25 protein-coding genes are annotated in these 25,019 nt (G+C 64.5%); 20 read left to right on the top strand and 5 right to left on the bottom strand.

Translation table 11 applies throughout. The features are described 5' to 3' along the window. Window positions 1-25 precede the first annotated feature (25 nt). The 9 genes from P9254_RS12540 (at window position 26) to P9254_RS12500 (ending at window position 7,118) form a co-directional block, all read left to right on the top strand. Window positions 26-967: a sugar ABC transporter substrate-binding protein gene (locus P9254_RS12540; RefSeq protein ID WP_067323901.1), complete on the top strand. Its 942-nt coding sequence runs from the start codon at window positions 26-28 to the stop codon at window positions 965-967. A 180-nt stretch (window positions 968-1,147) separates the two neighbouring features. Next, a complete protein-coding gene (locus tag P9254_RS12535) occupies window positions 1,148-2,224 on the top strand; it encodes an ABC transporter permease (RefSeq protein ID WP_067323903.1) in 1,077 nt (358 codons plus the stop codon). Between the two features lie 2 nt (window positions 2,225-2,226). Beyond that, entirely contained in the window at window positions 2,227-2,997 is a 771-nt protein-coding gene (locus P9254_RS12530; protein ID WP_067003269.1) for an ATP-binding cassette domain-containing protein, read from the top strand. 83 nt (window positions 2,998-3,080) lie between these two features. After that, on the top strand, window positions 3,081-4,073 hold the full coding sequence (iolG, locus tag P9254_RS12525; protein ID WP_278054989.1) for an inositol 2-dehydrogenase: 993 nt from the start codon (window positions 3,081-3,083) through the stop codon (window positions 4,071-4,073). A 32-nt stretch (window positions 4,074-4,105) separates the two neighbouring features. Further along, the gene (locus P9254_RS12520) at window positions 4,106-4,900 is read left to right on the top strand and encodes an SDR family oxidoreductase (protein WP_095825527.1); all 795 of its coding nucleotides are present in this window, start codon (window positions 4,106-4,108) and stop codon (window positions 4,898-4,900) included. A 155-nt stretch (window positions 4,901-5,055) separates the two neighbouring features. Continuing rightward, complete coding sequence (locus P9254_RS12515) at window positions 5,056-5,322, top strand: type II toxin-antitoxin system Phd/YefM family antitoxin (RefSeq protein WP_067323907.1); 267 nt, start codon at window positions 5,056-5,058, stop codon at window positions 5,320-5,322. Continuing rightward, a complete protein-coding gene (locus tag P9254_RS12510) occupies window positions 5,319-5,741 on the top strand; it encodes a type II toxin-antitoxin system VapC family toxin (protein WP_127240038.1) in 423 nt (140 codons plus the stop codon). Before P9254_RS12515 ends, P9254_RS12510 begins: the two co-directional genes overlap by 4 nt. Before the next feature lie 15 nt (window positions 5,742-5,756). Beyond that, on the top strand, window positions 5,757-5,939 hold the full coding sequence (locus tag P9254_RS12505; protein ID WP_127240037.1) for a hypothetical protein: 183 nt from the start codon (window positions 5,757-5,759) through the stop codon (window positions 5,937-5,939). A gap of 87 nt (window positions 5,940-6,026) precedes the next feature. Continuing rightward, window positions 6,027-7,118 carry a 3-deoxy-7-phosphoheptulonate synthase gene (locus tag P9254_RS12500; RefSeq protein ID WP_127240036.1) on the top strand — a complete coding sequence of 364 codons (1,092 nt, stop codon included), beginning with the start codon at window positions 6,027-6,029 and terminating at the stop codon, window positions 7,116-7,118. A gap of 21 nt (window positions 7,119-7,139) precedes the next feature. Here the strand turns inward: P9254_RS12500 and P9254_RS12495 are convergent, their stop codons facing one another. Next, window positions 7,140-7,775: a LysE family translocator gene (locus P9254_RS12495; RefSeq protein WP_278054988.1), complete on the bottom strand. Its 636-nt coding sequence runs from the start codon at window positions 7,773-7,775 to the stop codon at window positions 7,140-7,142. Between the two features lie 127 nt (window positions 7,776-7,902). Between P9254_RS12495 and P9254_RS12490 the strand changes: the two genes are divergently transcribed. Beyond that, window positions 7,903-8,604, top strand: a complete 702-nt coding sequence (locus P9254_RS12490; RefSeq protein ID WP_095782142.1) for a helix-turn-helix transcriptional regulator — start codon at window positions 7,903-7,905, stop codon at window positions 8,602-8,604. 12 nt (window positions 8,605-8,616) lie between these two features. On the opposite strand, the gene P9254_RS12485 is transcribed toward P9254_RS12490, so the two are convergent. Next, on the bottom strand, window positions 8,617-9,726 hold the full coding sequence (locus tag P9254_RS12485) for a Gfo/Idh/MocA family protein (RefSeq protein WP_278054987.1): 1,110 nt from the start codon (window positions 9,724-9,726) through the stop codon (window positions 8,617-8,619). Between the two features lie 158 nt (window positions 9,727-9,884). Between P9254_RS12485 and P9254_RS12480 the strand changes: the two genes are divergently transcribed. The 9 genes from P9254_RS12480 to phnN all read left to right on the top strand — a co-directional run bounded on the left by P9254_RS12480 (window position 9,885) and on the right by phnN (window position 19,566). After that, window positions 9,885-10,730, top strand: coding sequence for a MurR/RpiR family transcriptional regulator (locus P9254_RS12480; RefSeq protein ID WP_067323921.1), 846 nt, complete (start codon window positions 9,885-9,887; stop codon window positions 10,728-10,730). Between the two features lie 155 nt (window positions 10,731-10,885). Then, complete coding sequence (locus P9254_RS12475) at window positions 10,886-12,820, top strand: bifunctional 5-dehydro-2-deoxygluconokinase/5-dehydro-2-deoxyphosphogluconate aldolase (protein WP_278054986.1); 1,935 nt, start codon at window positions 10,886-10,888, stop codon at window positions 12,818-12,820. A gap of 51 nt (window positions 12,821-12,871) precedes the next feature. Further along, entirely contained in the window at window positions 12,872-14,722 is a 1,851-nt protein-coding gene (gene iolD, locus P9254_RS12470) for a 3D-(3,5/4)-trihydroxycyclohexane-1,2-dione acylhydrolase (decyclizing) (RefSeq protein WP_278054985.1), read from the top strand. Window positions 14,723-14,896: 174 nt separating this feature from the next. Then, the gene (iolE, locus tag P9254_RS12465) at window positions 14,897-15,811 is read left to right on the top strand and encodes a myo-inosose-2 dehydratase (RefSeq protein ID WP_095799076.1); all 915 of its coding nucleotides are present in this window, start codon (window positions 14,897-14,899) and stop codon (window positions 15,809-15,811) included. A 64-nt stretch (window positions 15,812-15,875) separates the two neighbouring features. Continuing rightward, complete coding sequence (locus tag P9254_RS12460; protein WP_067003268.1) at window positions 15,876-16,088, top strand: hypothetical protein; 213 nt, start codon at window positions 15,876-15,878, stop codon at window positions 16,086-16,088. A gap of 14 nt (window positions 16,089-16,102) precedes the next feature. Next, window positions 16,103-16,915 carry a 5-deoxy-glucuronate isomerase gene (gene iolB / locus P9254_RS12455; RefSeq protein WP_127240032.1) on the top strand — a complete coding sequence of 271 codons (813 nt, stop codon included), beginning with the start codon at window positions 16,103-16,105 and terminating at the stop codon, window positions 16,913-16,915. A 150-nt stretch (window positions 16,916-17,065) separates the two neighbouring features. Beyond that, window positions 17,066-17,773: a DUF1045 domain-containing protein gene (locus P9254_RS12450; RefSeq protein ID WP_127240031.1), complete on the top strand. Its 708-nt coding sequence runs from the start codon at window positions 17,066-17,068 to the stop codon at window positions 17,771-17,773. 30 nt (window positions 17,774-17,803) lie between these two features. Continuing rightward, window positions 17,804-18,943 carry an alpha-D-ribose 1-methylphosphonate 5-triphosphate diphosphatase gene (locus P9254_RS12445; RefSeq protein WP_127324197.1) on the top strand — a complete coding sequence of 380 codons (1,140 nt, stop codon included), beginning with the start codon at window positions 17,804-17,806 and terminating at the stop codon, window positions 18,941-18,943. Beyond that, window positions 18,940-19,566, top strand: coding sequence for a phosphonate metabolism protein/1,5-bisphosphokinase (PRPP-forming) PhnN (gene phnN / locus P9254_RS12440; RefSeq protein ID WP_176478990.1), 627 nt, complete (start codon window positions 18,940-18,942; stop codon window positions 19,564-19,566). Before P9254_RS12445 ends, phnN begins: the two co-directional genes overlap by 4 nt. Before the next feature lie 142 nt (window positions 19,567-19,708). Here phnN and P9254_RS12435 read toward each other — a convergent pair whose 3' ends face one another. The 3 genes from P9254_RS12435 to P9254_RS12425 all read right to left on the bottom strand — a co-directional run bounded on the left by P9254_RS12435 (window position 19,709) and on the right by P9254_RS12425 (window position 23,350). Continuing rightward, a complete protein-coding gene (locus tag P9254_RS12435; RefSeq protein ID WP_067323934.1) occupies window positions 19,709-20,704 on the bottom strand; it encodes an ABC transporter permease in 996 nt (331 codons plus the stop codon). After that, window positions 20,701-22,266 carry a sugar ABC transporter ATP-binding protein gene (locus tag P9254_RS12430; RefSeq protein ID WP_278055210.1) on the bottom strand — a complete coding sequence of 522 codons (1,566 nt, stop codon included), beginning with the start codon at window positions 22,264-22,266 and terminating at the stop codon, window positions 20,701-20,703. Before P9254_RS12430 ends, P9254_RS12435 begins: the two co-directional genes overlap by 4 nt. 121 nt (window positions 22,267-22,387) lie before the next feature. Continuing rightward, a complete protein-coding gene (locus tag P9254_RS12425) occupies window positions 22,388-23,350 on the bottom strand; it encodes a sugar-binding protein (protein ID WP_067323936.1) in 963 nt (320 codons plus the stop codon). A gap of 542 nt (window positions 23,351-23,892) precedes the next feature. On the opposite strand from P9254_RS12425, the gene P9254_RS12420 reads away from it, so the two are divergent. Next, the gene (locus P9254_RS12420; RefSeq protein WP_067323938.1) at window positions 23,893-25,008 is read left to right on the top strand and encodes a LacI family DNA-binding transcriptional regulator; all 1,116 of its coding nucleotides are present in this window, start codon (window positions 23,893-23,895) and stop codon (window positions 25,006-25,008) included. The last annotated feature ends 11 nt before the right edge of the window (window positions 25,009-25,019 follow it).

Genomic DNA, 25,019 nt, shown 5'->3' with positions numbered 1-25,019 from the left:
GACACCAAGTGGAGGAGAAACTAAAATGAAGAAACTGCTTTTGGGCGTCGCGCTTTCGGCGCTGATGTGTTCGTCCGCCTTCGCCGCCAAGATCGGCGTCTCGATGGCTCTTTTCGACGACAATTTCCTGACCGTGCTGCGCAACGGCATGATCGCCCAGGCCAAGGGCATGGACGGCGTCGAACTGCAGGTCGAGGACGCGCAGAACGACGTGGCCAAGCAGCTCGACCAGATCAAGAACTTCGCCGCTTCGGGCGTCGACGCGATCATCGTCAACCCGGTCGACACTTCGGCCACCCAGGCGATGTCGGATGCGGCGGCCGCGGCCAAGATCCCGCTGGTCTATGTCAACCGCGAGCCGGTCAATGTCGACAAGCTGCCCGACAACCAGGCTTTCGTCGCGTCCAATGAGGCCGAGTCCGGCACGCTCGAGACCAAGGAAATCTGCCGCCTGTTCAAGGAAGCCGGCAAGAAGGAAGCCAATGTCTATGTGATCATGGGCGAGCTATCCAATCAGGCGGCGGTGCAGCGCACGAAGGATATCGATGAAGTGATTGCCACGCCCGACTGCAACTTCATCAAGATCATCGACAAGCAGACCTCGAACTGGAAGCGTGACGAAGCGCAGAACCTGATGACCAACTGGCTGTCGTCCGGCAAGCCGTTCGACGGCGTCATCGCCAACAATGACGAAAGCGCCATCGGCGCCATCCAGGCGATGAAGGCCGCCAATATCGACATGAAGTCGGTCGTGGTCGGCGGCGTCGACGCAACCCAGGACGCGCTGGCCGCGATGCAGGCGGGCGATCTCGACGTCACGGTCTTCCAGGATGCGGCTGGCCAAGGCGCGGGCGCGCTCGATGCGGCGCTGAAGCTCGCCAAGGGCGAGAAGGTGGAGCGCAAGGTCTACATCCCCTTCCAGCTCGTGACGCCGGCGAACATCGACAAGTTCCTGAAGAAGAACTGACGCCGCGCCAACGCAATTCCAGGAAGTTTTCCGTACGGACTTGCGTGAGGACAAACCCTGGAGCGGCGCTCCGACGCATCGAGTTGGCTGAAATCGGCTGCAGACAGAGCAGCGTCGCTCCCTTCCTTCTCCCGCCCGACCGGGCGGGAGAGCGGGCGCGGTCATTCGGAGGAAGAAGACGTGTCACAGACATCGCATGGCATTGGCGGGCTGAGCTATGACGCCAAGAAGCGCCCCTGGCCTGCCGAGTTCAACGTGTTTCTGGCGCTGGTCATCCTGGTCGGCGCATTCGAGCTGATCGGCCGCGTCTTCCTCGGCGACAGCTTCCTCTTCAACACCCGCGATAACGTCGATGCTATTTTCAACGAGCAGCGGCTGCAGATCATCATCCTGCAGGTGTCGATCGTCGGCATCATCGCCATCGGCGTCACGCAGGTGATCATCTGCGGCGGCATCGACCTGTCCTCGGGCTCGATCGTAGGCGCCACCGCCATGATCGCCATGAGTTTCGCGCAGGTTGCGACCGTCAACGGCAATCCCAACCCGAAGGCGATGTTCATTGACTACGGATGGACCGACCTGCCGGTCATCGTGCCGCTTCTGGTCGCGATCGGCTGCGGGCTGATTGCCGGCCTGATCAACGGCGCCCTAATCGCCTACACGCGCATTCCGCCGTTCATCGCCACGCTCGGCATGATGGTCACGGCGCGCGGCATCGCCAAATGGTGGTCGAAGGGCCAGCCGATCTCGTTCCCGACCGATAGCTTCGCGGCCATCGGCAAGGGGCTGATGCCGGTCATCATCTTCATTTCACTGGCGATCCTGTTCCAGCTCGTCCTGAGCTACACCCGATACGGCAAGCATTGTTACGCCATTGGCTCCAACGAGGACGCCGCGCGCATGTCCGGCATCAAGATCGCCAACCACAAGGTGCTGGTCTATGTGATTGCCGGCATCCTCGCCTCGATCGCCGCGGTGGTGCTTTCCTCCAAGAACCTCACCGCCCAGGCCGGCATGGGCGTGATGTACGAGCTCGACGCCATCGCCATGGCGGTCATCGGCGGCGTCTCGCTCTCGGGCGGCCGCGGGTCTATCATAGGCACGGTGATCGGCTCGCTGATCTTCGGCGTTATCATTTCCGGCTTCACCTTCCTGCGCCTCGACGCCTACTACCAGGAGATGGTCAAGGGCGTGATCATTGTCGGCGCAGTCGTTCTTGATCAATGGCGCCAGCGCCGCCGGGCGATAGGAGCTTGACCATGTCCGATATCGTTCTGAAGACCGAAAACCTCACCAAGCATTATGGCGGCGTTCACGCGCTGCAGGAGGCGAATTTCGAGCTGCGCAAGGGCGAGCATGTCGCCATCATGGGCGACAACGGCGCCGGCAAGTCGACCTTCGTGCGCCAGATCACCGGCGTCGAGCAGCGCACCGACGGCAAGATCTGGTTCGACGGCAAGGAAGTGAACTTCGCCGGCCCGATCGAGGCGCGCGAGGCCGGCATCGAGACCGTGTTCCAGAACCTGGCTCTGGCCGACGACCTCGACGTGCCGTCGAACCTCTTCCTCGGCCGGGAGAAGGTGCTTTTCAACCTCGGCCCCTTCTCGATTCTCGACCGCAAGGCGATGCGCAGGGCGACGGAGGCGGCGCTGATCCGCACCGCGGTGAAGATCCCGAACCTTTCCAGCACCATCCGCCACATGTCGGGCGGCCAGCGCCAATGCGTGGCGATCGCCAGGACCGCAACCTTCGCCTCCAAGCTGATCATCATGGACGAGCCGACCGCAGCGCTTGGCGTGCAGGAAACGGCGCAGGTCGAAAACATCATCCGCACGCTGAAGGAGAACGGCGAGCCGCTGATCCTGATCAGCCACAACATGCGCCAGGTCTTCGACCTGGTCGACCGCATCGTCGTCTTCCGGCGCGGCCGCATCGTCGCCAATTTGCGCAAGCAGGACACCGACGGCAACGACATCGTCGCTTACATCACCGGCGCCAAGACCGGGCAGGCGGAGCTTCAGGCCGCCTGACCAGGCGCCACGACGGGACCAGACCAAATCGTCCGCGCCGGCCGGCGCGGACACGTTTTAGAGCCACCCTCAAAGGACATTCCATGACTCTCCGCTTCGCTCTTCTCGGCGCCGGCCGTATCGGCAAGGTGCATGCCCGCGCCGTAGCCTCAAACCCGCAGGCCAAGCTGGTGGCCGTGGCGGACGCCTTGGAGAAAGCGGCGACGGAGCTTGCCTCCGCCTATGGGGCCGAGGTGCGCAGCATCGACGCCATCGAGCAGGCCAAGGACATCGACGCCGTCATCATCTGCACGCCGACCGACACTCACGCCGACCTCATCGAGCGCTTCGCCAGGGCCGGCAAGGCGATCTTCTGCGAGAAGCCGATCGACCTCGACGTCAAGCGCGTCGAGCAGTGCCTGGCCGTGGTCGACAAGGCCGGCGCTACGCTGATGGTCGGCTTCAACCGCCGCTTCGACCCGCATTTCGCCGCCGTCCGCAAGGCGATCGACGACGGCGCCATCGGCGATGTCGAGATGGTCACCATCACCTCGCGCGATCCGGGCGCGCCGCCGCTCGACTACATCGCGCGATCCGGCGGCATTTTTCGCGACATGACCATCCATGATTTCGACATGGCGCGCTTCCTGCTCGGCGAAGAGCCGGTTGCCGTCAGCGCGCACGCCTCGGTGCTGGTCGACAAGAAGATCGGCGAAGCGGGCGATTTCGACTCCGTCAGCGTCATTCTGGAAACCGCGTCCGGCAAGCAGGCCGTCATCTCCAACTCGCGCCGCGCCACCTATGGCTACGACCAGCGCATCGAGGCGCACGGCTCGAAGGGCATGGTTGCGGCCGAGAATCAGCGGCCGGTGTCGATCGAACTCGCCAACGACAAGGGCTACACGCGCCCGCCGCTGCACGATTTCTTCATGACCCGCTACATCGACGCCTACGCCAACGAGATCGCTTCCTTCATCGCCGCCGCGACTGCCGGCAAGAAGGCGGCGCCGAGCGGCAAGGACGGGCTGGTCGCCTTGAAGCTGGCTGATGCCGCCTTGGAGTCTGCCAAGACAGGCAAGACCGTCCGCGTCGCCTGAAGGTTTGAAACTCGATTACAGGAGCCAGAGCGATGAACGGTCTAGCCGGTCGCAATTCAGAAACGCGCGCCATCGTCACCGGCGGCGCGCAGGGCATCGGCTTCGCCGTGGCGGAAGCCTTGGCCGACGAGGGTTGCCGCGCGCTGGCGCTGGTCGGCCGCTCGCAGGACAAAGGTGACAAGGCGGTCGCAGCGCTCAAGAAGAACGGTGTCGATGCCATCTTCATCAGCGCCGATGTCGCCAAGGTCGCCGACTGCAAGCGCGCCGTCGCAACGGCGCTCGCGCATTTCGGCACTTTGAACGCGCTGGTCAACGCCGCCGCCACTTCGGCCCGCGGCTCGTTGGTCGAGACATCGGAAGAGCTTTTCGACCAGATCTTCGACACTAATGTGCGCGGCCCCTTTTTCCTGATGCAAGGCCTCGTCGCGCATCTCCTGGAGCGCAGGGCGCCGGGCTCGATCGTCAACGTGCTGTCGATGTCGGCGCATGCCGGCCAGTCCTTCCTGACGCCCTATTCGACCAGCAAGGGCGCGCTGATGACGCTGACCAAGAATGTCGCCAGCTCCTACCGGAAAAACCGCATCCGCTGCAACGCGGTGCTGCCCGGCTGGATGGATACCGAGGGCGAGGCGATCGTGCAGAAGAAGTGGCACGATGCGCCGGACGACTGGCTGGAAAAGGCCGAGGCCGCGCAGCCGATGGGCCAGTTGGTCAAGCCGGCGCAGCTTGCCCGGCTGATCACCTATATGCTCAGCCCGCAGGCCGGCGTCATGACCGGCTCGCTGGTTGATTATGATCAAAACATAGCTGGCGTGATCGGGGAGTAGTGACACGAGTAGCCTTACGCCAGAAGCCGGCCAGCTATGGGTGGAGATGTGATCAGCCTCGTGCGCCCAAAGGTACGCGGCCCCTGAGAGCCCCTGTTGCCGCAGCATCGCTATTCCGGTATAGTCAAGATGGTCAGAGTAGTCATGAGATTGAGATGCTGCCCGGACCGAAAGAAGATACGAGCTGGACGGTCGCTGGGGCAAAGGCCCGGCTCTCGGAGGTAATAGATCGGGCGCAATCTTCGCCTCAGACGATCACCCGTAACGGCAAACCAAGCGTTGTCGTCGTGTCCGCAGAGGAATGGCGGCGGAAGACCGCCCGCAAAGGAACGCTTGCGGAGTTCCTCCTGGAGTCGCCGCTGCGCGGCGCCGATCTCGACCTTGAGCGTCAACCCGACGAACCGCGTGATCAGCCGCTTTGAGGCTTCTGCTCGATACCAATGTCCTGTCAGAGGTGACGAGGCCGGCGCCGGATGTAGGCGTTCTAAAGTGGCTGGACGGGCTTGATGAGGATCGATCATTCATCAGCGTCGTGTCGATCGCCGAGATCCGGCGCGGCGTTTCCCTCATGGATGAGGGCCGCAAACGAGAGGCACTGGCCGAATGGCTCGCTCGAGATTTGCCGCAGCGCTTCGAGCAAAGGGTTTTGCCGGTGGACGAAGCCGTTGCCTTGGCCTGGGGCGACCTGATGGGCATTGCCAAGCGCCGCGGTCGCGGTCTGTCGTCGATGGACGGTCTGATCGCCGCCACCGCGATTGCGAAGCAGCTCACCTTGGCAACGCGTAATTCGAAGGATTTCGAAGGCTTTGCAATCGAACTTTTCGATCCATGGTCTGCATGAACCGTGAACCGCTGCATGATGCTCTATTTTTCCCGAGGCCACGGAGCACGGCGCAAACCAAGCAAATGCTTAGCTTCATGGGGACGTGACAAGCGCCTCGGCATCGACTATATGAGCCGCATGATCCACCTGACCGCCTCGTTTTGGTACTTTAGCTACGGTAGCTCGCTGGCGGCGGGAGGATTGCGCTCGATCTGAAGATTGCAGCATCTAATCCGAAAAGCCGCCAGACCTGGCGGCTTTTTCGTTTCAGCCGGCAGGTCTCCTAACCAGGAGCAGAAAGCCGTGTTGACCACCACAGACGACCTACGGGTCAAGGAACTCAAAGTCCTGAGCACGCCGGACGACGTGATGCGCGAGATACCGCGCTCGCTCACGGCGACGCGCACCGTTGCTGCGTCACGCAACGCCATCCATTCCATCCTGACCGGGGCCGACGATCGACTGGTCGTCATCGTCGGCCCTTGTTCCATCCACGATCCGGTCGCCGCCGTGGACTACGCCAGCCGTCTGGCGGCGCTGCGCGAGGCCCTGGCCGACCGGCTCGAGATCGTCATGCGCGTCTATTTCGAGAAGCCGCGCACCACGGTTGGCTGGAAGGGCCTGATCAACGATCCCGACCTCGACGGCAGCTTCAACATCGACAAAGGCTTGCGGATGGCGCGCAACGTGCTTTCCGCCGTCAACAATCTCGGCCTGCCGGCGGCGACCGAATTCCTCGACATGACGACGCCGCAATACATCGCCGACCTCGTCGCCTGGGGCGCCATCGGCGCGCGCACGACCGAAAGCCAGATCCACCGCGAGCTGGCGTCGGGCCTCTCTTGCCCGGTCGGCTTCAAGAACGGCACCGACGGCAATCTGAGAATCGCCGGCGAGGCGGTGAAGTCCGCTGCGCAGCCGCATCATTTCATGGCGGTGACCAAGGGCGGCCGCAGCGCGATCGCGGCGACGACCGGCAACGAAGACTGCCATGTCATTCTGCGTGGCGGCGTAGCGCCGAACTACGACACGGCAAGCGTCGACGCGGCCGCCGCGGAGCTCGGCCGCATCGGCATCGCGCCGCGCCTGATGATCGATGTCAGCCACGCCAACAGCGGCAAGAAGCCGGAGAACCAGCCGAAAGTCGCGCACGACGTGGCGGGCCAGGTCGCAGCGGGCGACGAGCGCATCATCGGAGTCATGATCGAGAGCAATCTCGTCGCGGGCCGTCAGGACGTCGTGCCCAGCAAGCAGCTCACCTACGGCCAGAGCATCACCGACGGCTGCATCGATTGGGCGACCACCGAAACGGTGCTGCACGGACTTGCCGGCGCCGTCGAGTGGCGCCGGTCGGTGAAGCGCGAACTGCTCGCCACCCGTCAGGGCGCCGCCTGACAACCCTGGCGAGGGCGGCGTTCACGCGGCCCCCAGCCCCTCCCATGCGGTGAATACCGAGACCGCGAATAGAAGCAGCCCGGCCGCACGGCCGGCAATGACCGTTGCCCGCGGATTGCCGACCAGAAGCGCCCGGCTGCGCCCGGCGGTGATGGCGAGGCCGCCGTAGATTCCTGCTTGTGTGACGACAGTCAGCAGTCCCATGATGGTCGCCTGCATCCAGATCGGACCGTAAACCGGCTTCAGGAACTGCGGATAGACGGCAAGGATAAACAGATAGGCCTTGGGGTTGATCAGGCAGGTGACCAATCCCTGGCGAAAGGCTTTCCAGGCGGAGCGGCTGCCGGCGGGCCCGTCATCGCTGACGGTGATCGAGCTGCGCATCAGCGAAATTCCGATATAGGCCATGTAAGCGGCGCCGGCGATCAGCAGCGGTTTGAACAGGACCGGCACGAAATGAATCAGCAGCCCGACGCCGATCGCCCCGTTCAACGTATGCACTACGCCGCCGAGCATAATGCCGCCGGTCGCCGCCAGCCCCCTGTCGCGCCCCCCGGTCAGCGCATTGGTCAGCACGAACAGCATGTCCATGCCTGGAACGGCGATGATGCCGAACAGCAGGATGAAGAATAGCCAGAGATTTTCCGTGTAACTCATGTCAGTTGCCTGTCGCAGCGCCCGCCAAGGACGCTGAGGAATCTGTTGATTTTCAAACTGATGCGCGGCCCTATAGGTCATCCCAACTGACGGGGGTGTGTCAGTTGCGTTTCGATCGAGTGGAAAAATGCGCAAGGCCTCGCGCCTGTTCGAAATCATCCAGATCCTGCGGCTGGCCAAGAAGCCGGTGACCGCGGCGACGATCGCCGAGCAGCTGGAAGTGACGGTGCGCTCGGTCTATCGCGATATCGCAGCGCTGCAGGCGATGCGGGTGCCGATCGAGGGCGGGCGCGGCATAGGCTATATCCTGCGCCCCGGCTTCGACCTGCCGCCGCTGATGTTTTCGATCGAGGAGATGGAGGCGATCGTGCTGTCGCTGGCGCTGCTCGAACGCACCGGCGACGACGAGCTCAAGCAGGCGGCAAAGCGCGTCGGCGCGAAGATCGCCGGCGCCGTGCCACCGCCCTTGCGCCAGACGCTCGACGCCAACGCTCTTCATGCCTGGGGTTTTTCGCCTGCGGCCGCGGCGGTCGATCTGGCGCTGGTGCGCCGCGCCATCCGCGACGAGGAGAAGCTCGACCTCGCCTACCGCGACGAAGCCGGCCGCGACACACAGCGTATCGTCCGTCCGATCGCGCTGATCTACTACGCCGAGACCGCCAACATCGTCGCTTGGTGCGAACTGCGCCAGGCCATCCGCAATTTCCGCAGCGACCGCATCGAGGATTGCCAGCCGACCGGCCTATGGTTCAAAGGCGAAGGCGATCAACTGCGGCAGGTTTGGGTGGACGGCTGGGAGATCAATGCAGCAGCCGCCGCCGGCACCTGAAGGGGGGCCAGCTCACCTCACATCCACCCAGCGCTGTTCCTGGAACGAACGCGCCATCGCATGCACGGTCCGCTCGATCTCCAGCCCCTCGTCGAAGTCGATGGTCCGCGCCGGCTTGCCGGCGATCCGCATCAAAAGCTCGCGGCATTCGATGATCTTAAGGTCGTTGAAGCCGAGGCCGTGGCCGGGCGCCGGCACGAAGGAATCGTAGGGCTTGTGGTGCGGCGCCAGCAGGATCGTGCGGTAGCCCTGCTCGGTCGGCCGGTCGGCGGTCAGATAAAGTTGGAACTCGTTCATTCGCTCCTGGTCGTAGAGGATCGAGCCTTTCGAGCCGAAGATCTGGAGGGCGATACGGCCCTTGCGGCCCCAGGCCGAGCGGTTGACCAGCAGCGTACCGGCGACACCGTTCTCCAGATGCATCAGAACACTGGCGATATCGTAGGTCTCGACCGCACGGCGGCCGCCGGAGGCGACGCGCCGGTCGGCATAGGGTTTCGCCATGTCGCACATGACGCGAGCGACGCGGCCGAACAGCACTTTGATCAGCGACAGCGGATGCACCGCGAAATCGTCGAGCGCGCCATAACCGGAAGCCGCCTCATGCTTCCAGAAGAACAGCGCCTCGGGATCGGCCATGAAATCCTCGTCCATCTCGATGCGAACGAGATTGACGTCGCCGATGATCTTTTCCTCGAGCAACGCGCCGATATGGCGGATGGCCGGGTTCTGAATGTAGTTGTAGCCGAGCACGGCAGCCTTGCCGGTTTTGGTCGCTGCCTTTGCCATCGCCTCGGCCTCGGCAAAACTCGGTGCCATCGGCTTCTCGCACCACAGGTGCTTGCCGGCTTCGAGGATGGCGATCGCCATTTCCGGATGGAACTGATTGGGCGTGGTCAGCGACACGACATCGACCTCCGGATCGTTGACGACGGCACGCCAGTCGCCCGAGCCTCGAGTGAAGCCGAACTCGGCCGCTTTGCGCTTTGCAAGCTCGTCATTGACCTCACCCAGATGCACCAGCCTCGCCTTCTCGACATCGGGAAAGACGGTGCCGACCGCGTTCCAGGCAATGGCGTGGCACTTGCCCATGAAGCCCGTGCCGATGAGGCCCACTCCGACCATGTCGATTGTCTCCGCTGAAGGGGAAGAATTCGCATGGATGAATTAATCCATTTCAGCCGAGAATGGAACGTCCAAATCATTTTTTATGGTGTTCTTGCGCGAAACCGCTATGATGAGGCAGGAGAGGGAACACCAGCATGGCCGTAGGCGGAGCGACGATGGACGGACGGGTGCCTCGCGATTTCGAGACCTTGCGCACGACGATCCTGGAGCGGCGCACCAGTCTGCCCAAGCGCATCGCGCAGATCGCCGCCTATGCGCTGGACAATCCCGACGACATCGCCTTCGGCACGGCGGCGAGTATCGCGGCTTCCGCCGGCGTCCAGCCCTCGACGCTGATCCGCTTCGCCCAGCAGCTCGGCTTCGACGGTTTCACCAGCCTGCAGCAGGTGTTTCGCGAGCGGCTGCGCGAACGCAATTCCTCCTATGACGAGCGGTTGGCGGCACTGCGCGCCAAGGCCGAGGAAGGCGCTGGACACCGGGCGATCTTCGACGGCTTCGTGGCTGCCGCCAGCACCTCGCTCAGCGACATTTCGCGCGCGCTGAACGATGCGCATTTCGAACAGGCGATCACGCTGCTGGCAAAGGCCGAGACAATCTATGTGCTGGCCAAGCGCCGCTCCTATCCGGTCGCCTCCTACATCGCCTACGCGCTTGGCAAGCTCAAGATCCGCAACCAACTGATCGAGTCGGCCGCGGGCTTGAATGCCGAGATGATCGGCTTCGCCACGCCGCGCGACGCCGTCATCGCCATCAGCTTCTCGCCTTACGCGCCTGCGACCATCGAGGAGACGCGCTCGATCGCCGAGCAGGGCGTGCCCATCGTCGCCATCACCGACAGCTCGTTCTCGCCGCTCGCCCAATTCGCCAAGGTCTGGTTCGAGGTGGCCGAATCCGATTTCGGCGGCTTCCGCTCTTTGTCGGCAACGATGGCGCTTGCCATGGCGCTGACCGTTGCCGTCGGCGAAAAGCGGCGCGACGCCGGCCGCAAGCGCAAGGCCTGAGCGGCCCCGAACGGGCGTTTTTCCATCAGGGAACACTCATTCCATATTGACTATGGATTGGAATTATTATTTCATATTGACGGTGTCACGCCGCCGTTCGCGCGTGCTGCCCAAAAGGACGCTGCTCTGCACAACAAAGCCGATGGGAGGTTCGAATGAGCGAAGCCGTGGAAGCGAAATATCCGCCGCTCGACGTCATCACGATCGGCCGCGCCTCTGTCGATCTCTACGGCCAGCAGATCTTCTCGCGTCTGGAGGACATAACCTCCTTCGCCAAGTCGGTCGGCGGCTGCCCGGCCAATATCTCCGTCGGCACGGCAAGGCTCGGCCTGCGCTCGGCGCTGCTCACTCGCGTCGGCGACGAGCAGATGGGCCGTTTCATCCGCGAGCAGCTCAGGCGTGAGGGCGTCTCGGTCGACGGCCTGAAGACCGACAAGGAACGGCTGACGGCGCTGGTGCTGCTTTCCGTCGAGGACGAAGGCGTCTCGCCGATGATTTTTTATCGTTCGGATTGCGCCGATATGGCGCTCGCCGAAGCGGACATCGACGAGGCTTTCATCGCCTCGGCGCGCGCCGTGGTCGTCACCGGCACCCATTTCTCGCGTCCCAACTCGGATGCCGCACAGCGCAAGGCGATCCGTTTGGTGAAGGCCAAGGGCGGCAAGGTCGTGTTCGACATCGACTACCGCCCGAACCTCTGGGGGCTCGCCGGCCATGCCGAGGGCTTCGAGCGCTACGTCAAGTCGGACCGGGTCTCGGCGCAGCTGAAGACGGTGCTGCCCGATTGCGACCTCATCGTCGGCACCGAGGAGGAAATCATGATCGCCTCCGGCGCCGACGATTGTCTGAGCGCGCTTAAGACGATCCGCACGCTGTCGGCCGCTACCATCGTGCTCAAGCGCGGTGCCAAAGGCTGCATCGTCTATGACGGGCCGATCAGCGACGACCTCGAGGACGGCGTCGTCGGCGAGGGCTTCCCGATCGAGATCTACAACGTGCTCGGCGCCGGCGACGCCTTCATGTCGGGCTTCCTGCGCGGCTGGCTCGGCGGCGAAAGCTTTGCCACGGCGGCGACCTGGGCCAATGCCTGCGGCGCCTTCGCCGTGTCGCGCCTGCTGTGCGCGCCGGAATATCCCACCTTCGAAGAGCTGCAGTTCTTTCTGAAGCACGGCAGCAAGCATCTGGCGCTGCGCAAGGACGAGGCGATCAACCACATCCACTGGGCGACGACGCGCCGGCGCGACATCCCTTCGCTGATGGCGCTCGCTTGCGACCATCGCGTCCAGCTGGAAGATGTCGCCGCCAGGGTCGGTGCAGATGTCTCGCGCGTCCCCGACTTCAAGGTGCTCACCGTCAAGGCGGCGGCCAAGGTCGCCGCCGGCCGCGACGGCTACGGCATGCTGATCGATGAGAAATACGGCCGCGATGCCATGTTCGAGTTCGCCCGCCATCCCTTTGCCTGGTTAGGTCGGCCGGTCGAGCTGCCCGGATCGCGGCCGCTGCGCTTCGAGTTTTCGCAGGACATCGGCTCGCAGCTCACCGAATGGCCGGTCGACCATTGCATCAAGTGCCTCTGCTTCTATCATCCGGATGATCCGGAGGCGCTGAAGACAGAGCAGCAGCAAAAACTGCGGACCCTGTTCGAGGCGGCGCGGAAAGTCGGCAGGGAACTGCTCGTCGAGATCATCGCCGGCAAGCACGGCACGCTCGACGACACCACCATTCCGCACGCCCTTGAAGAACTCTATGCGCTGGGCATCAAGCCCGACTGGTGGAAGCTCGAGCCGCAGGCCTCGGCAGGCGCCTGGGCCAGGATAGAGCAGGTGATCGTCAAGCACGATCCGTGGTGCCGCGGCGTCGTGCTGCTCGGTCTGGAGGCGCCGCAGGACGAGCTGGTCGCAGCCTTTGCCGCCACGGCCAATGCGCCGGTCGTCAAGGGATTTGCGGTCGGTCGCACCATCTTTGTCAATGCCGCCGAACAATGGCTGGCCGGCAAGATCTCGGATGACGAGGCTGTCGCCGACATGGCCTCGCGCTTCGAGCAATTGACCGAGGCATGGCTTGCAGCGCGCGGCCGCAAAGCAGCATAAGAAGAACGGGCAGCATATTAGGCGGCACAGGGAAAGCCGGAGGAAACGACAATGACCAACACCGTTCGCCTGACGATGGCGCAGGCGCTGACCCGCTTTCTCAGCCGCCAGATGACCGAGATCGACGGCAAGAAGGCGCCGATCTTCGGCGGCGTCTGGGCGATCTTTGGCCACGGCAATGTCGCCGGCATCGGCGAGGCGCTCTACCAGGTCCGCGACGAGCTGCCGACCTTCCGCGCCCATAACGAGCAGGCGATGGCGCATGCGGCGATTGCTTACGGCAAGGCGAATTTCCGCCGCCGCTTCATGGCCGCGACCACCTCGATCGGCCCCGGCGCGCTCAACATGGTGACGGCTGCGGCGCTCGCCCACGTCAATCGCCTACCGGTGCTGCTGCTTCCCGGCGATGTCTTCGCCAACCGCTTGCCCGACCCGGTGCTGCAGCAGGCCGAAGATTTCTCCGACGGCACGGCGAGCGTCAACGACTGTTTCCGCCCCGTCTCGCGCTATTTCGACCGCATCACGCGGCCGGAGCAGATCATCCCGGCGCTGAACCGCGCCATGCAGGTGCTGACCGATCCGGCCGAATGCGGCCCGGTCACGCTTTCGCTCTGCCAGGACGTGCAGGCGGAGGCCTATGATTATCCGGAAAGCCTGTTTGCCGAGCGCGTCTGGACGCCGCGCGGGCTGCGCCCGGATCGCAACGAACTGGCCGTCGCCGTCGCGGCCCTGAAGAACGCCAAGAAGCCGCTGGTGATCGCCGGCGGCGGCGTCCTCTATTCGCAGGCTTCCGGAGAGCTGGCCAAGCTGGTGCAGGGCGCCGGCATTCCGGTTTGCGAGACGCAAGGCGGCAAATCCTCGCTGCCCGACGATCATCCGCTCAACATGGCGGCCGTCGGCGTCACCGGCACATCAGCGGCCAACCGGCTGGCGGAAGAGGCCGATGTGGTTCTTGCCGTCGGCACCAGGCTGCAGGACTTCACCACCGGCTCCTGGGCGCTGTTCAAGAATGCCGGCCGCACCATCATCGGGCTCAATACCCAGGTCTTCGATGCCGGCAAGCACTGGGCGCTGCCGCTGGTTGCCGACGCCACCGAAGGGCTCGCCGAGCTTTCCGCCGCGCTGAAGGGCTGGAAGGCGCCGACCGCCTGGACCGACAATGCGCTGAAGGGCAAGACGGAATGGCAGGCTGCCGCCGCCAAGGTGACGGCCTCGACCAACGCCGCCTATCCCTCCGACGCGCAGGTGATCGGCGCCGTGCAACGCGTGATGGGCTCGGGCGTCACGCTTTTGCATGCCGCCGGCGGGCTGCCCGGCGAATTGCACAAGCTCTGGCAAGCGGGCGCGCCCGGTTCCTATCACGCCGAATACGGCTTCTCGACCATGGGCTACGAGATCGCCGGCGGACTCGGCGTCAAGATGGCGAAACCCGACCAGGAAGTCGTCGTCATGGTCGGCGACGGCTCCTATCTGATGCTCAACTCCGAGATCGCGACGTCGGTGATGCTCGGCCTGAAACTCACCATCGTGTTGCTCGACAATCGCGGCTATGGCTGCATCAACCGGCTGCAGATGGCGACCGGCGGCGCCAGCTTCAACAATCTTTTGAAGGACGCTCGCCACGAGGTGATGCCCGACGTCGACTTCGTCGCCCATGCGGCAAGCCTCGGTGCCGTCGCCGAGAAGGTGGCCTCGATTGCTGAACTCGAGACGGCGCTAGCCAAGGCGAAGGGCCACGACAAGACCACCGTGCTGGTCATCGACACCGATCCGCTGGTGTCGACCGAGGCCGGCGGCCACTGGTGGGATGTTGCCGTGCCGGAAGTCTCGTCGCGGCCGCAGGTGAACGCCGCGCGCAAGGCGTATGACGAGAAAAAGCTCATGCAGAGCTTAGGTGATTGAAGCTGGCGCTGCCCCTCACCCTTGCCCTGCTCCCCGTGAAGAACGGGGAGCAGGGGGCCGCCACCGCTGAAGCCTGTCCCTTCTCCCCGTCATTTCCAGGGAGAAGGTGCCGGCAGGCGGATGAGGGCAGCGCCGACGAGCGAAAGTTGAACGATCCGAACCTGGAGTGACGACTTGAAAGCCAAACTGGGCATGTCTCCCATCGCGTGGTGGAACGACGATCTCGTGGAATTGAGCGATGATGTGTCGTTGGAGGAGTGTTTGCGCCAGTCGCGCTCGGCCGGCTTCACCGGCATGGAGATGGGCCGCCGCTTCCCCAACGACCCGAAGGTGATGCTGCCGATCCTGAAAGAGGCCGACGTCACGCTCTGCGGCGGCTGGTTCTCCGGCACGCTGGTCGATGAGGACCTGGCAAGCAACAAGGATCGCATCCAGCCGATGATCGACCTGTTCAAGGCGGTCAACGCGCCCTGCATCGTCTATGGCGAGGTCGGCCGCTCCATCCAGGGTGACCGCTCCAAGCCTCTTGCCACCAAGCCACGGCTTTCCGGCGACGAGATGAAGGCCTATGGCCGCCGCGTCACCGAATTCGGCGAATGGTGCGCCGACCAGGGTATGCCGCTTTCCTACCATCATCACATGGCGGCCGTGATCGAGACCGAGCCGGAACTCGATTCCTTCATGCATCATTCCGGCGAGGGCATCCCGCTGCTGCTCGATGCCGGCCACCTCGCCTTCGCCGGCGGCGATGTGTTGCGCGCCATCGACAACCACCACAAGCGCATCAACCACGTCCATGTGAAGGACGTGCGCATGAACGTGATCGACGGGCTCGACCGCACGAAACAGTCCTTCCTCGATGCCGTCGCGCTCGGCGCCTTCACCGTGCCCGGCGACGGCTCGCTCGATTTCGGCGCGATCGTCCAGCGCTTCGCCGACTACGGCTATGAAGGCTGGTTCGTGGTCGAGGCCGAGCAGGATCCGAAAAAGAACCCGCCGCTGAGGATGGCTGAGGTCGGCCATAAGGAGCTGATGCGGGTGATGACGGCCGCCGGCTATACGGTCGAGACGCAGGGCTTCCCGGCCTAAACGAGTGGATTCGTCCGGCCGCTCGGTCTATCTGATGCGTTTGGACAAGTCCCGGATTGGCGCGATGAAAGACTATGAGCACCCCTTCTTCCGACCGCTGTGGCGGCGCATTGCCGTCGTCGCCGTCTGCCTAATCTGGTCGGTGATCGAATTCGCCTCCGGCACGCCGTTCTGGGGGGTAATCGCGCTCGGCTTCGCCGGTTACGCGGTGTGGCAGTTCTTCTACCTCTACAAGCCGGCCGAGGAGCCCAAGCCTCCGGCCGAGCCGAAGGAATGACCCAGGAGACAAAAATGTCGAAACTGCTCGTCAAGGCCGACAAGGGCCACGGCCACGTCGCCCACGTCACCCCGCAAAGCGCGGGCTGGACTTACGTGGGTTTCGATCTCCACCGCTTGCGGCCGGGCGAGACGGCCGCCGGCAAGACGGGCGAGCGCGAGGTCTGCCTGGTGTTCGTCACCGGCAAGGGCCAGGCTGCGGCCGGCGGCAAGGATCTCGGCCTGCTCGGTGAGCGCATGTCGCCCTTCGAGGGCAAACCCTGGTCGGTCTATGTGCCGCAAGGCTCCGACTGGTCGGTGACCGCCGACACCGAACTGGAGCTTGCGGTCTGCTCGGCGCCCGGTCTTGGCGGCGGCCTGCCCGCCCGCGTCATTGCGCCCGACGATCTCGGTCAGGAAGTGCGCGGCAAGGGCACCAATACCCGTTACGTCACCAACATCCTGCCCGAGGGCAAGCCGGCCGACTCGCTGCTGGTGGTCGAGGTCATCACGCCCGGCGGCCATACCTCCAGCTATCCGCCGCACAAACACGACCAGGACAATCTGCCGGCCGAGTCCTATCTCGAGGAGACCTATTACCACCGCCTCAACCCGCCGCAGGGTTTCGCCTTCCAGCGCGTCTACACCGACGCCGACAGGAATGGAGTGCGCGATCTGGACGAGGCGATGGCGATCGAGGACGGCGATGTCGTGCTGGTGCCGAAGGGCTACCACCCGTGTGCGGCCTGCCACGGCTACGATCTCTATTATCTCAACGTCATGGCCGGCCCGAAGCGGACATGGAAATTCCACAACGCCGCCGAGCATGAGTGGCTGATGAAGGCGTGAGATTTTTCATAGCGCTCAACCTGTTGGTCCAGTTCGGGAAAATCGTCGGCTAAGGACCGCCGGAGCCTGGGTTGCCTTCGAAAACCCATGAAAGCTTCGTCAATCCGTCATGGAAACCACCTATGGCAGCGGGTCTGACGAGGATTTTCGATGCGCTATGCCATTTACTTTACCCCGAGGCAGGATGAGCCGCTGGCGCGGATCGCCGCCAACTGGCTGGGGCGCGACCCGTTCGGCGCGCCGACGCGGCCGGTCGAGGGTGTGGGTGACCTGTCGGCGGCGGAAGTTGCCTTCCACACCGCCTCGGCACGGCGCTATGGCTTCCACGCGACGCTGAAGGCGCCGTTCCGGCTGGCGCCGAGCGAAACGGAAGCCTCGCTGCGGGCGGCGCTCGACGATTTCGCCGAGGCCACGCCACCAGTCGTCATCCCGCGTCTGGTCGTCGGCCAGATCGACGGCTTTTTCGCGCTGGTGCCGGAAAGTCCTTTCAAGCCGCTCAACAGTTTCGCCGGCGAGGTCGTGCGCGCTTTCGACCGCTTCCGCGCGCCGCTGACCGAGGCCGAGATCGAGCGCCGCAGCCCAGACTCGCTGAAGCCGGATGAGTTTCGCAACCTCTGCCAGTGGGGTTATCCCTACGTCTTCGAGACGTTCCGCTTCCACATGACGCTCTCCGGACGGGTCGGGCCACAGGAAAGCCCGCGCCTTCGCGCTGCAATCGACAGCCTGTTCGCGGATGTGCTGCCGCGTCCGGTGCCGGTGGATGCGCTGACGCTGTTCGTCGAAACCGAACCGGGCGCGCCATTCATGGTGCTCTCGCACCACGTGCTTGGACGCGGCCCGGCCAGAAAAACCGCCTGATGTCCGCCCGCCTCAGATAGGACTGCTGAAATGACCGCCGAGACCGTTTTGAACAATGCCCGCATCGTGCTGCCCGACGAGATCGTCGCGGGCTCGCTGCTGCTGCGCGATGGACTGATCGCCGCGATCGAGCCGGGTGCGGCCCGCACCGGCGAGGACATGGGCGGCGACTACATCATCCCGGGCCTCGTCGAGCTGCACACCGATCACCTCGAAGGCCATTACGCGCCGCGTCCGAAAGTGCGCTGGAACCCGATCGCCGCCGTGCTCGCCCATGATGCGCAGGTGGCGACCGCCGGCATCACCACGGTGCTCGACGCCCTGCGTGTCGGCATGGACGAGGATGCCGACCTGAAGTCCGACGACGTGCGCAAGCTCGCCGACGCGATCGAGGACAGCATGCGCCAGGATCGGCTCAGGGCCGACCACTTCATCCATCTGCGCTGCGAGGTCTCGGCGCCGGACTGCCTCGAGGCCTTCGCCAATTTTGAGACCGACGACAGGTTGAAGCTCGCCTCGCTGATGGACCATGCGCCGGGCCAGCGCCAGTTCGTCGATCTCGAGACCTACGCCTATTACTACCAGCGCAAGCTGAAGCTCACCGACCGCGACTTCCAGAAATTCTGCGCGAAGCGTATGGCCGAATCGGCCAAGAATTCCGGGCCGAACCGCGTCTTCATTTCCGCCGCCTGCCGCGAGCGCGGCATCGTGCTTGCCAGCCACGACGATGCGACGGCCGGCCATGTCGACGAGGCGGTGGAGCAAGGCGTGCGCGTTGCCGAATTCCCGACCACCGAGGAGGCGGCGAGGGCCTCGAAGGCGGCAGGCCTCGGCGTGCTGATGGGCGCGCCCAACGTCATGCGCGGCTCCTCGCATTCGGGCAATGTGTCGGCGCGCTCGCTTGCCGGCGACGGTTTGCTCGACATCCTGTCGTCCGACTATATCCCCTTCAGCCTGATCCAGTCCGCCTTCTTCCTCGGCGATGTCGTGGAAGGCATTTCGCTGCCGCAGGCGGTCGCCATGGTCTCGAAGAACCCAGCGGAAGCGGTCGGCCTTAGCGATCGCGGTGTCATCGAGCCCGGCCGGCGCGCCGACCTCGTGCGCGTGCGCGTCGACCAGCATGTGCCGGTCGTGCGCAACGTCTGGCGTCAGGGCAGGCGCGTCGCATGATGGTTTCTGCGCTGATCGAACGCGAGCTCACCGAGACCCTTCCGATCCGCAACGGCGTGTTCGTCGCGGTGGTCGGGCCGAGCGGCGCCGGCAAGGACACGGTGATCGGCTACGCCAAGGCGCATTTTGCCGGCGAGACGCGGCTGGAGTTCGTCCGCCGCGTCATCACCCGTCCGAGCGACTCCGCCAGTGAGGACCACGATACGCTGGCCGACGCCGCCTTCGCCGAGGCGGAAGCGGACGGCGCCTTCGCCATCTGCTGGGACGCGCACGGCCTGCGCTATGGCCTGCCGGCCGATGTCGATTGGGCGATCGCCAATGGTCATGTCGCGGTGGCCAACGTCTCCCGTGCCGTCATCCCGGCGCTGCGTGAGCGCTATGCAAACCTGGCGGTGGTCGAGATCACCGCGGCGCCGGAGATCCTCGCCGAGCGGCTGGCGGCGCGCGGCCGTGAATCGCGCGGCGAGGTGCTGGCGCGTCTGGCGCGCAGCACCAGCGTGACGCTTTCCGGGCCGGACGTCACCTCCATCGACAACAGCGGCGCCAGAGAGATCGCCGGCGAGCGTTTCGCCGAGGTGCTGCGCAAGGCGATGGCGTTCTCGGACCTTTCGGACATGATCTGAGGTGTATTGATTCAGGTGATGCCGGCTTGCGAGTGGGAGGTTGAGCCGAGACTTGTTGATGTCGGCGCCAACGTCCAAAAAATGTGTGCAGCACGCGAAGTTGAAATTTGCGCCGCTGCCTGCCGAGATCGGACGAGGGAAGCTACTCCGCCGGCGCGCCGGCGACATTCCGGCGCGACGCCTCCATCATCCGGCGCCGGGCGCGGAACACACCCCACTGCTGGTCGACCAGCACGCCGATCAGGATCACGCCGCCCATCACCGCGAAGTTCAGGGAGGACGGGATGCCGAGCAGATTGACGAGGTTTTGCAGTTCCTGCAGCAGCACGGTGCCGAGGATGACGCCTACCAGCGAGCCCTCGCCGCCGCGCAGCGAGAAGCCGCCAAGCACCGCCGCGGCGATGGCGTAGAGCTCATAGAACTGTCCGTGACTCGCCGGCGAGATCGAGCGCGTGTACATGGCGAAGTAGATCGCCGACAGCGCCGTCAGCACACCGCAGATCACGTATGCCGCGATCACCACGCGCCCGGTGCGGATGCCCGAATACTTCGCCGCTTCCTCATTTTTGCCGATGGCATAGAGATAGCGTCCGAACACCGAGCGGTGCAGCACCACCCACATGACGATGGCGATCACGATCAGCGCGATGAAGGAATTCGGCAACCCGCCGGAGCGGCCGGCGGTCAGAAATTCGAGATCCGGGAAATTCTGGCCGAAAGCGAAGCCCGCCGTGCCGTCGGCGGTGTAGAAGCGGGCGACGCCGCGGTAGATCAGCAGGCCGCAAAGCGTCACCACGAAGGGCTGCATCTTGAGCCGCGTGATCAGCCAGCCATGCACGAAGCCGATGATGGCGCCGAGCACGATGATCAGCACGAAGGCCAACGGCCAGTCCATCTCGCGCACGGCGATGAAGTCGATGAACAGCGTGCCGAGCAGCGCGATCAGCGAACCGACCGAAAGCTCGATGCCGCCGGTGATAATGACGAAGGCCTGGCCGATCGAAAGGATGCCGAACAGCGCGACCAGGTTGGAGGTGTTGGCGAGATTGATCGTCGACAGGAAGCGCGGATTTATAGCCGTGACCACCGCACCGACCACCAGGATCAGGACCAGCAGGCCGAGGTCTTTCTTGCTCATTGCGCTCCTCCCGCGGCTTGCGCCAGCTTCGGCTTCTTGCCCACCGCGAGCAACAGCACGTTCTCCTGGCTGAAATCGTCCCGGTCGAGAATGCCGGAGATCTGCCCCTCATGCATGACCGCGATGCGGTCCGAGACGCCGATCACCTCTTCCATGTCGCTGGAGATCATCAGCACCGCGACGCCGGCATCGGCCAGCGCCCGCATCAGCGCGTAGATCTCGGCCTTGGCACCGATATCGATGCCGCGCGTCGGCTCGTCGAGGATCATCACCTTGGGGTTCATCGCCAGCCATTTGGCCAGAACCACCTTCTGCTGGTTGCCGCCGGACAGCGTGCCGGTGCGGGTCAGGACCGATGGCGCCTTGATGCCGAGATCCCTCTTCTGCTTCTCGGCGGTGGCGAGCTCCGCGCTGGTCGACACCAGCGAGCGCTTCGCATGCGCCGGCAGATTGGGTAGCGAAATGTTCTGCGCGATCGAGAGATCGAGCAGGATGCCGGTCAGCTTGCGGTCTTCCGGCACCAGGAAGATGCCGCTCGCCACCGCGTCGGCGGCCGATCCGACATTGAGCGCCTTGCCGTCCAGCGCGACACTGCCGCCGAGCCGCTCGTCGATGCCGAACAGGACGCGCGCGAGCTCCGTGCGGCCGGAGCCGACCAAGCCGGCAAGCCCGAGGATTTCGCCGCGCCGAAGCGCCAGGTCGACCGGGTGGTCGGGATAGACGCTGGTGCGCACCGCTGTCGCCGAAAGCGCGACGCCGCCGGGCGCGCGCCCGGCCTCCGCTGCTTTCTCGCGCTCCTTAAGCATGCGCCCGATCATCAGCTTGACCATCTGGTCGTGATTGATGTCGCTCTTCGGCAGCGTGCCGGCCAGCATGCCGTCGCGCAGCACCACGACGCGGTCGGCGACGCGCTCGACCTCGTGCAGGCGGTGCGAGATGAAGATGACGCTGATGCCTTCCGCCCGCAGTCCCTTGATCACGTCGAGCAGCTTTTCGGTCTCGGCGATCGGCAGGCTGGAGGTCGGCTCGTCGAGGATCACCAGCCGCGCCTTGATCGACAGCGCCTTGGCGATCTCGACCATCTGCTGCTGCGCCAGCGACAGCGAGGCGACCGGCGCGTCGGCCGAGAAATTGGCGCCGACGCGTTTCAGGAGCGGCGCCACCATCTCGCGCAGCTTGGCGCGGTCGACCAGCCTCAGCGGCCCGGCCTTCAGCGGCTCGCGGCCGAAGAAGATGTTGGCGGCGACGTCGAGGTTTTCGAACAGGTTGAGTTCCTGATGCACGAAGGCGATGCCGGAGCCGATGCTGGCTTCCACGGTCAAGCCGTCATGCGCGACGCCGTCGACGGTGACGGTGCCGCTGTCCGGCCGCGTCACGCCGCCGAGGATCTTCATCAATGTCGATTTGCCGGCGCCGTTTTCGCCGACCAGCCCGATCACCTCGCCCGGCCTGACCTCCATCGAGAACCCGTCCAGCGCCACGACGCCGGGATAGGTCTTGCGCACGGCCGCGAGGCTCAGGAACGGAGCGGACTGGACGATGGATGGGTCGGAATAGTTCATCACGCCATTGTTCATCGCGCTTATCGGCAGCCGGTGGGCTGCAGACTGACGGGCCGCATGCGGCCCGTCAATACGGACGCCGGCTCAAGGCGAAGCTTGGGCCGGCGCAACTGTGCATCGATTACTTGCCGGCCATCGCCTTCAGGTTGGCGGCATAGGCGTCGACATCGTCCTTGCCGATGATCTTGGTCGGCACGATGATCAGGCCGTTGGCCGGAATGCCCGACTTGTCGCCCTTGAGGTAGGCGGCCATCAGCTTCATGCCCTGATAGGCCCATTCGAAGGGCTGCTGCACCACGGTCGCGGCCACCGTGCCTTCCTTGACGCCGCCCAGCGTGATCGGATCGTCGTCGAAGCCGACGACGGTGATCTGGCCGAGCTTGCCGGCGTCGCGAAGCGCCTCATAGATGCGCGGCGTATTGTATGAGTAGAAGCCGACCATGCAGGTGATGTCGGGGCTGGCGACCAGCGCGTCCTCGACATTCTTCTTGGCCCGTGCCTGGTCGATGTCGTCGCCCCGCACGTCCACCAGCTCGATCTTGCTGCCGGCAAGCCCCTCCTTCATGCCCTCGATGCGCTCCTTGGCATTGTCGGCGCCGAGCAGGCCGACGAAGCCCAGGCACTTGCCGCCGTTCGGCATCGCCTTCTTGGCGATCTCGGCCGCCTGCTTGCCGGCATCGACGTTGGACGAGCCGATATAAGCGACGCGCTTGGTCTGCGGGGCGTCGCTATCGGTGGTGAACAGAGCGGTCTGGGACGCGATCTTGTTCAGCCCGTCGGTCGAGGTCTTGGGGTCGACTGCCGACACCATGATGCCCTTCACGCCGGCCGTCACCAGGTCGTCCATCAGCCGCTGCTGGATGGCGACCGACGACTGCTCGGGATATTTCAGCTCGAGATTGTAGTCGGGCAGTTCGCCCTGCGCCTTCTTCACGCCGGCTTCCGCCGCCTTCCAGAAGTCTGACGCGCCGTTGACGACGAAGGCCAGCGTCGGCTTGTCGTCGGCGCGCACGGCTGCGCTGGCCGTCAGGCCAATAGCCAATGCCGCCGCGGCGACGGACGCGTTGCGTATCATGGATTTCATGCTTCAACCTCCCTTTTGAAACTCATCGCTGCTGTCTCGGCTGCGGCCTGGACGCCCTCCTCCTCAAGGGTCTGGCACCTAAGTCCGGGGCCGATCCAGCCGCGACCGAAACACTAGACACAGATTTGACGTTCGTAAATAGTCCGATTTGTCTGACATTTTCGTGAGGATGAGGGCAGCCCTCTTCCGGCAAATTGCCGGGCAGCGAACCTGCGCTCCTCCCAGATGCCGTCGCCGCGGCTCGCCCGGCGACGCGTTGACAGTAGATCGCTTACCGATATTAGTAAATAGTATTAGTCGCGGGATCGGACCGGCGCCCCAGCCACGGCGAACCGGGTGCCGCGGTGGGCGCCGGCGGAAGCAGGATTTGCGCTGGTCGGGTCGGCAAAACTCGGGAAAACTGACAGCTTTGCTGACCTTTTTGGCCATTTTGTCGCCGCGTGCCGTGGCTGGTGCCAACGCCCTTTTTAGTGGTAATAGTTATAAGCATACCCGCTCGGTGGCGGGCTTTGCGGAACAGCCCGGCAGGTTTGGGAACGACCATGAGCGAACCGACGCAACTGCGCGATCCACGGCAAACGTCCAGACGCCGCAAGCCATCGGCCAAGCCCAAGGGCCGGGTCACCATGACCGATATAGCGAGAGCCGCCGGCTGCTCGCAGGCGACGGTCTCTTTCGTGCTCAACAATTCGCCGGGCATCAGGCTGTCGCAGCAGACGCGCGACCGCGTGATCGAGGCAGCTAGAGCGCTGGGCTATTCGCCGCCGGTCTTTTCAGCGTTGCGTCCGCCCGTCACGCCCTTCGAAGGGCTGGATGGCGTCATCGGCTTTGCCGTCGACCAGCTCGCCACCAGCCCCGAGGCGGTTGTGGCCATCGAGGGCGCGCGCCAGGCCTCGTGGAATGCCGGCAACGTGCTCTTGGTGGCGCAGACCATGGGTGACGCCGTCATGGAGCCGCGTGCCATCCAGGCGCTCACCCGGCGCGGCCTCTCGGCGCTGATCTACATGACCATCTTCACCCGCGAGATCACCGCGCCCGAGTTCCTCTACAGCCTCGACATTCCGGTCATCCTGCTCAACTGCTACACCGCCGATTATGCCTTCCCGGCCGTGGTGCCTTCCGAGATCGCCGGCGGCCAGAGCTCCACCCGGCATCTGATCAGCCGCGGCCACCGCCGCATCGCCACCATCACCGGCGAGCCCTGGATGCAGGCGGCGCAGGATCGGCTGAAGGGCTATCGCCGCGCTTTGGCCACCGCCGACATCCCCTTCGATCCGGACCTGGTGGTGGAGGGCGACTGGTCGGCCAGCGCCGGTTATGCCGCGACGGTGAAGCTGCTTGCGCTGAAGGACCGCCCGACCGCCATCTTCTGCCAGAACGACCGCACGGCAATCGGCTGTTACGAAGCGCTGAAGGAGGCGGGCCTGCATATCCCCGGCGACATTTCCGTGATCGGCTATGACGACGAGGAGATCGCCCGCCACCTCTTCCCGCCGCTGACCACATCGATCCTGCCGCATCTGGCGATGGGCCAGTGGGCGATCGAGCAATTGGAGGCACCGCCGACGCCCGGCCGCGGCCGCTATCCCATCACCAAGCTTGAATGCCCCTTGGTGGAGCGGGAGAGCGTGGGAGCGTGCCTCGCACAATTCCGGTGACCCCGTCTTGA

The organism is Mesorhizobium sp. WSM4983 (assembly GCF_029625765.1).
GTDB lineage: Bacteria > Pseudomonadota > Alphaproteobacteria > Rhizobiales > Rhizobiaceae > Mesorhizobium.
This window is presented reverse-complemented; position numbering and strand designations above follow the sequence as displayed.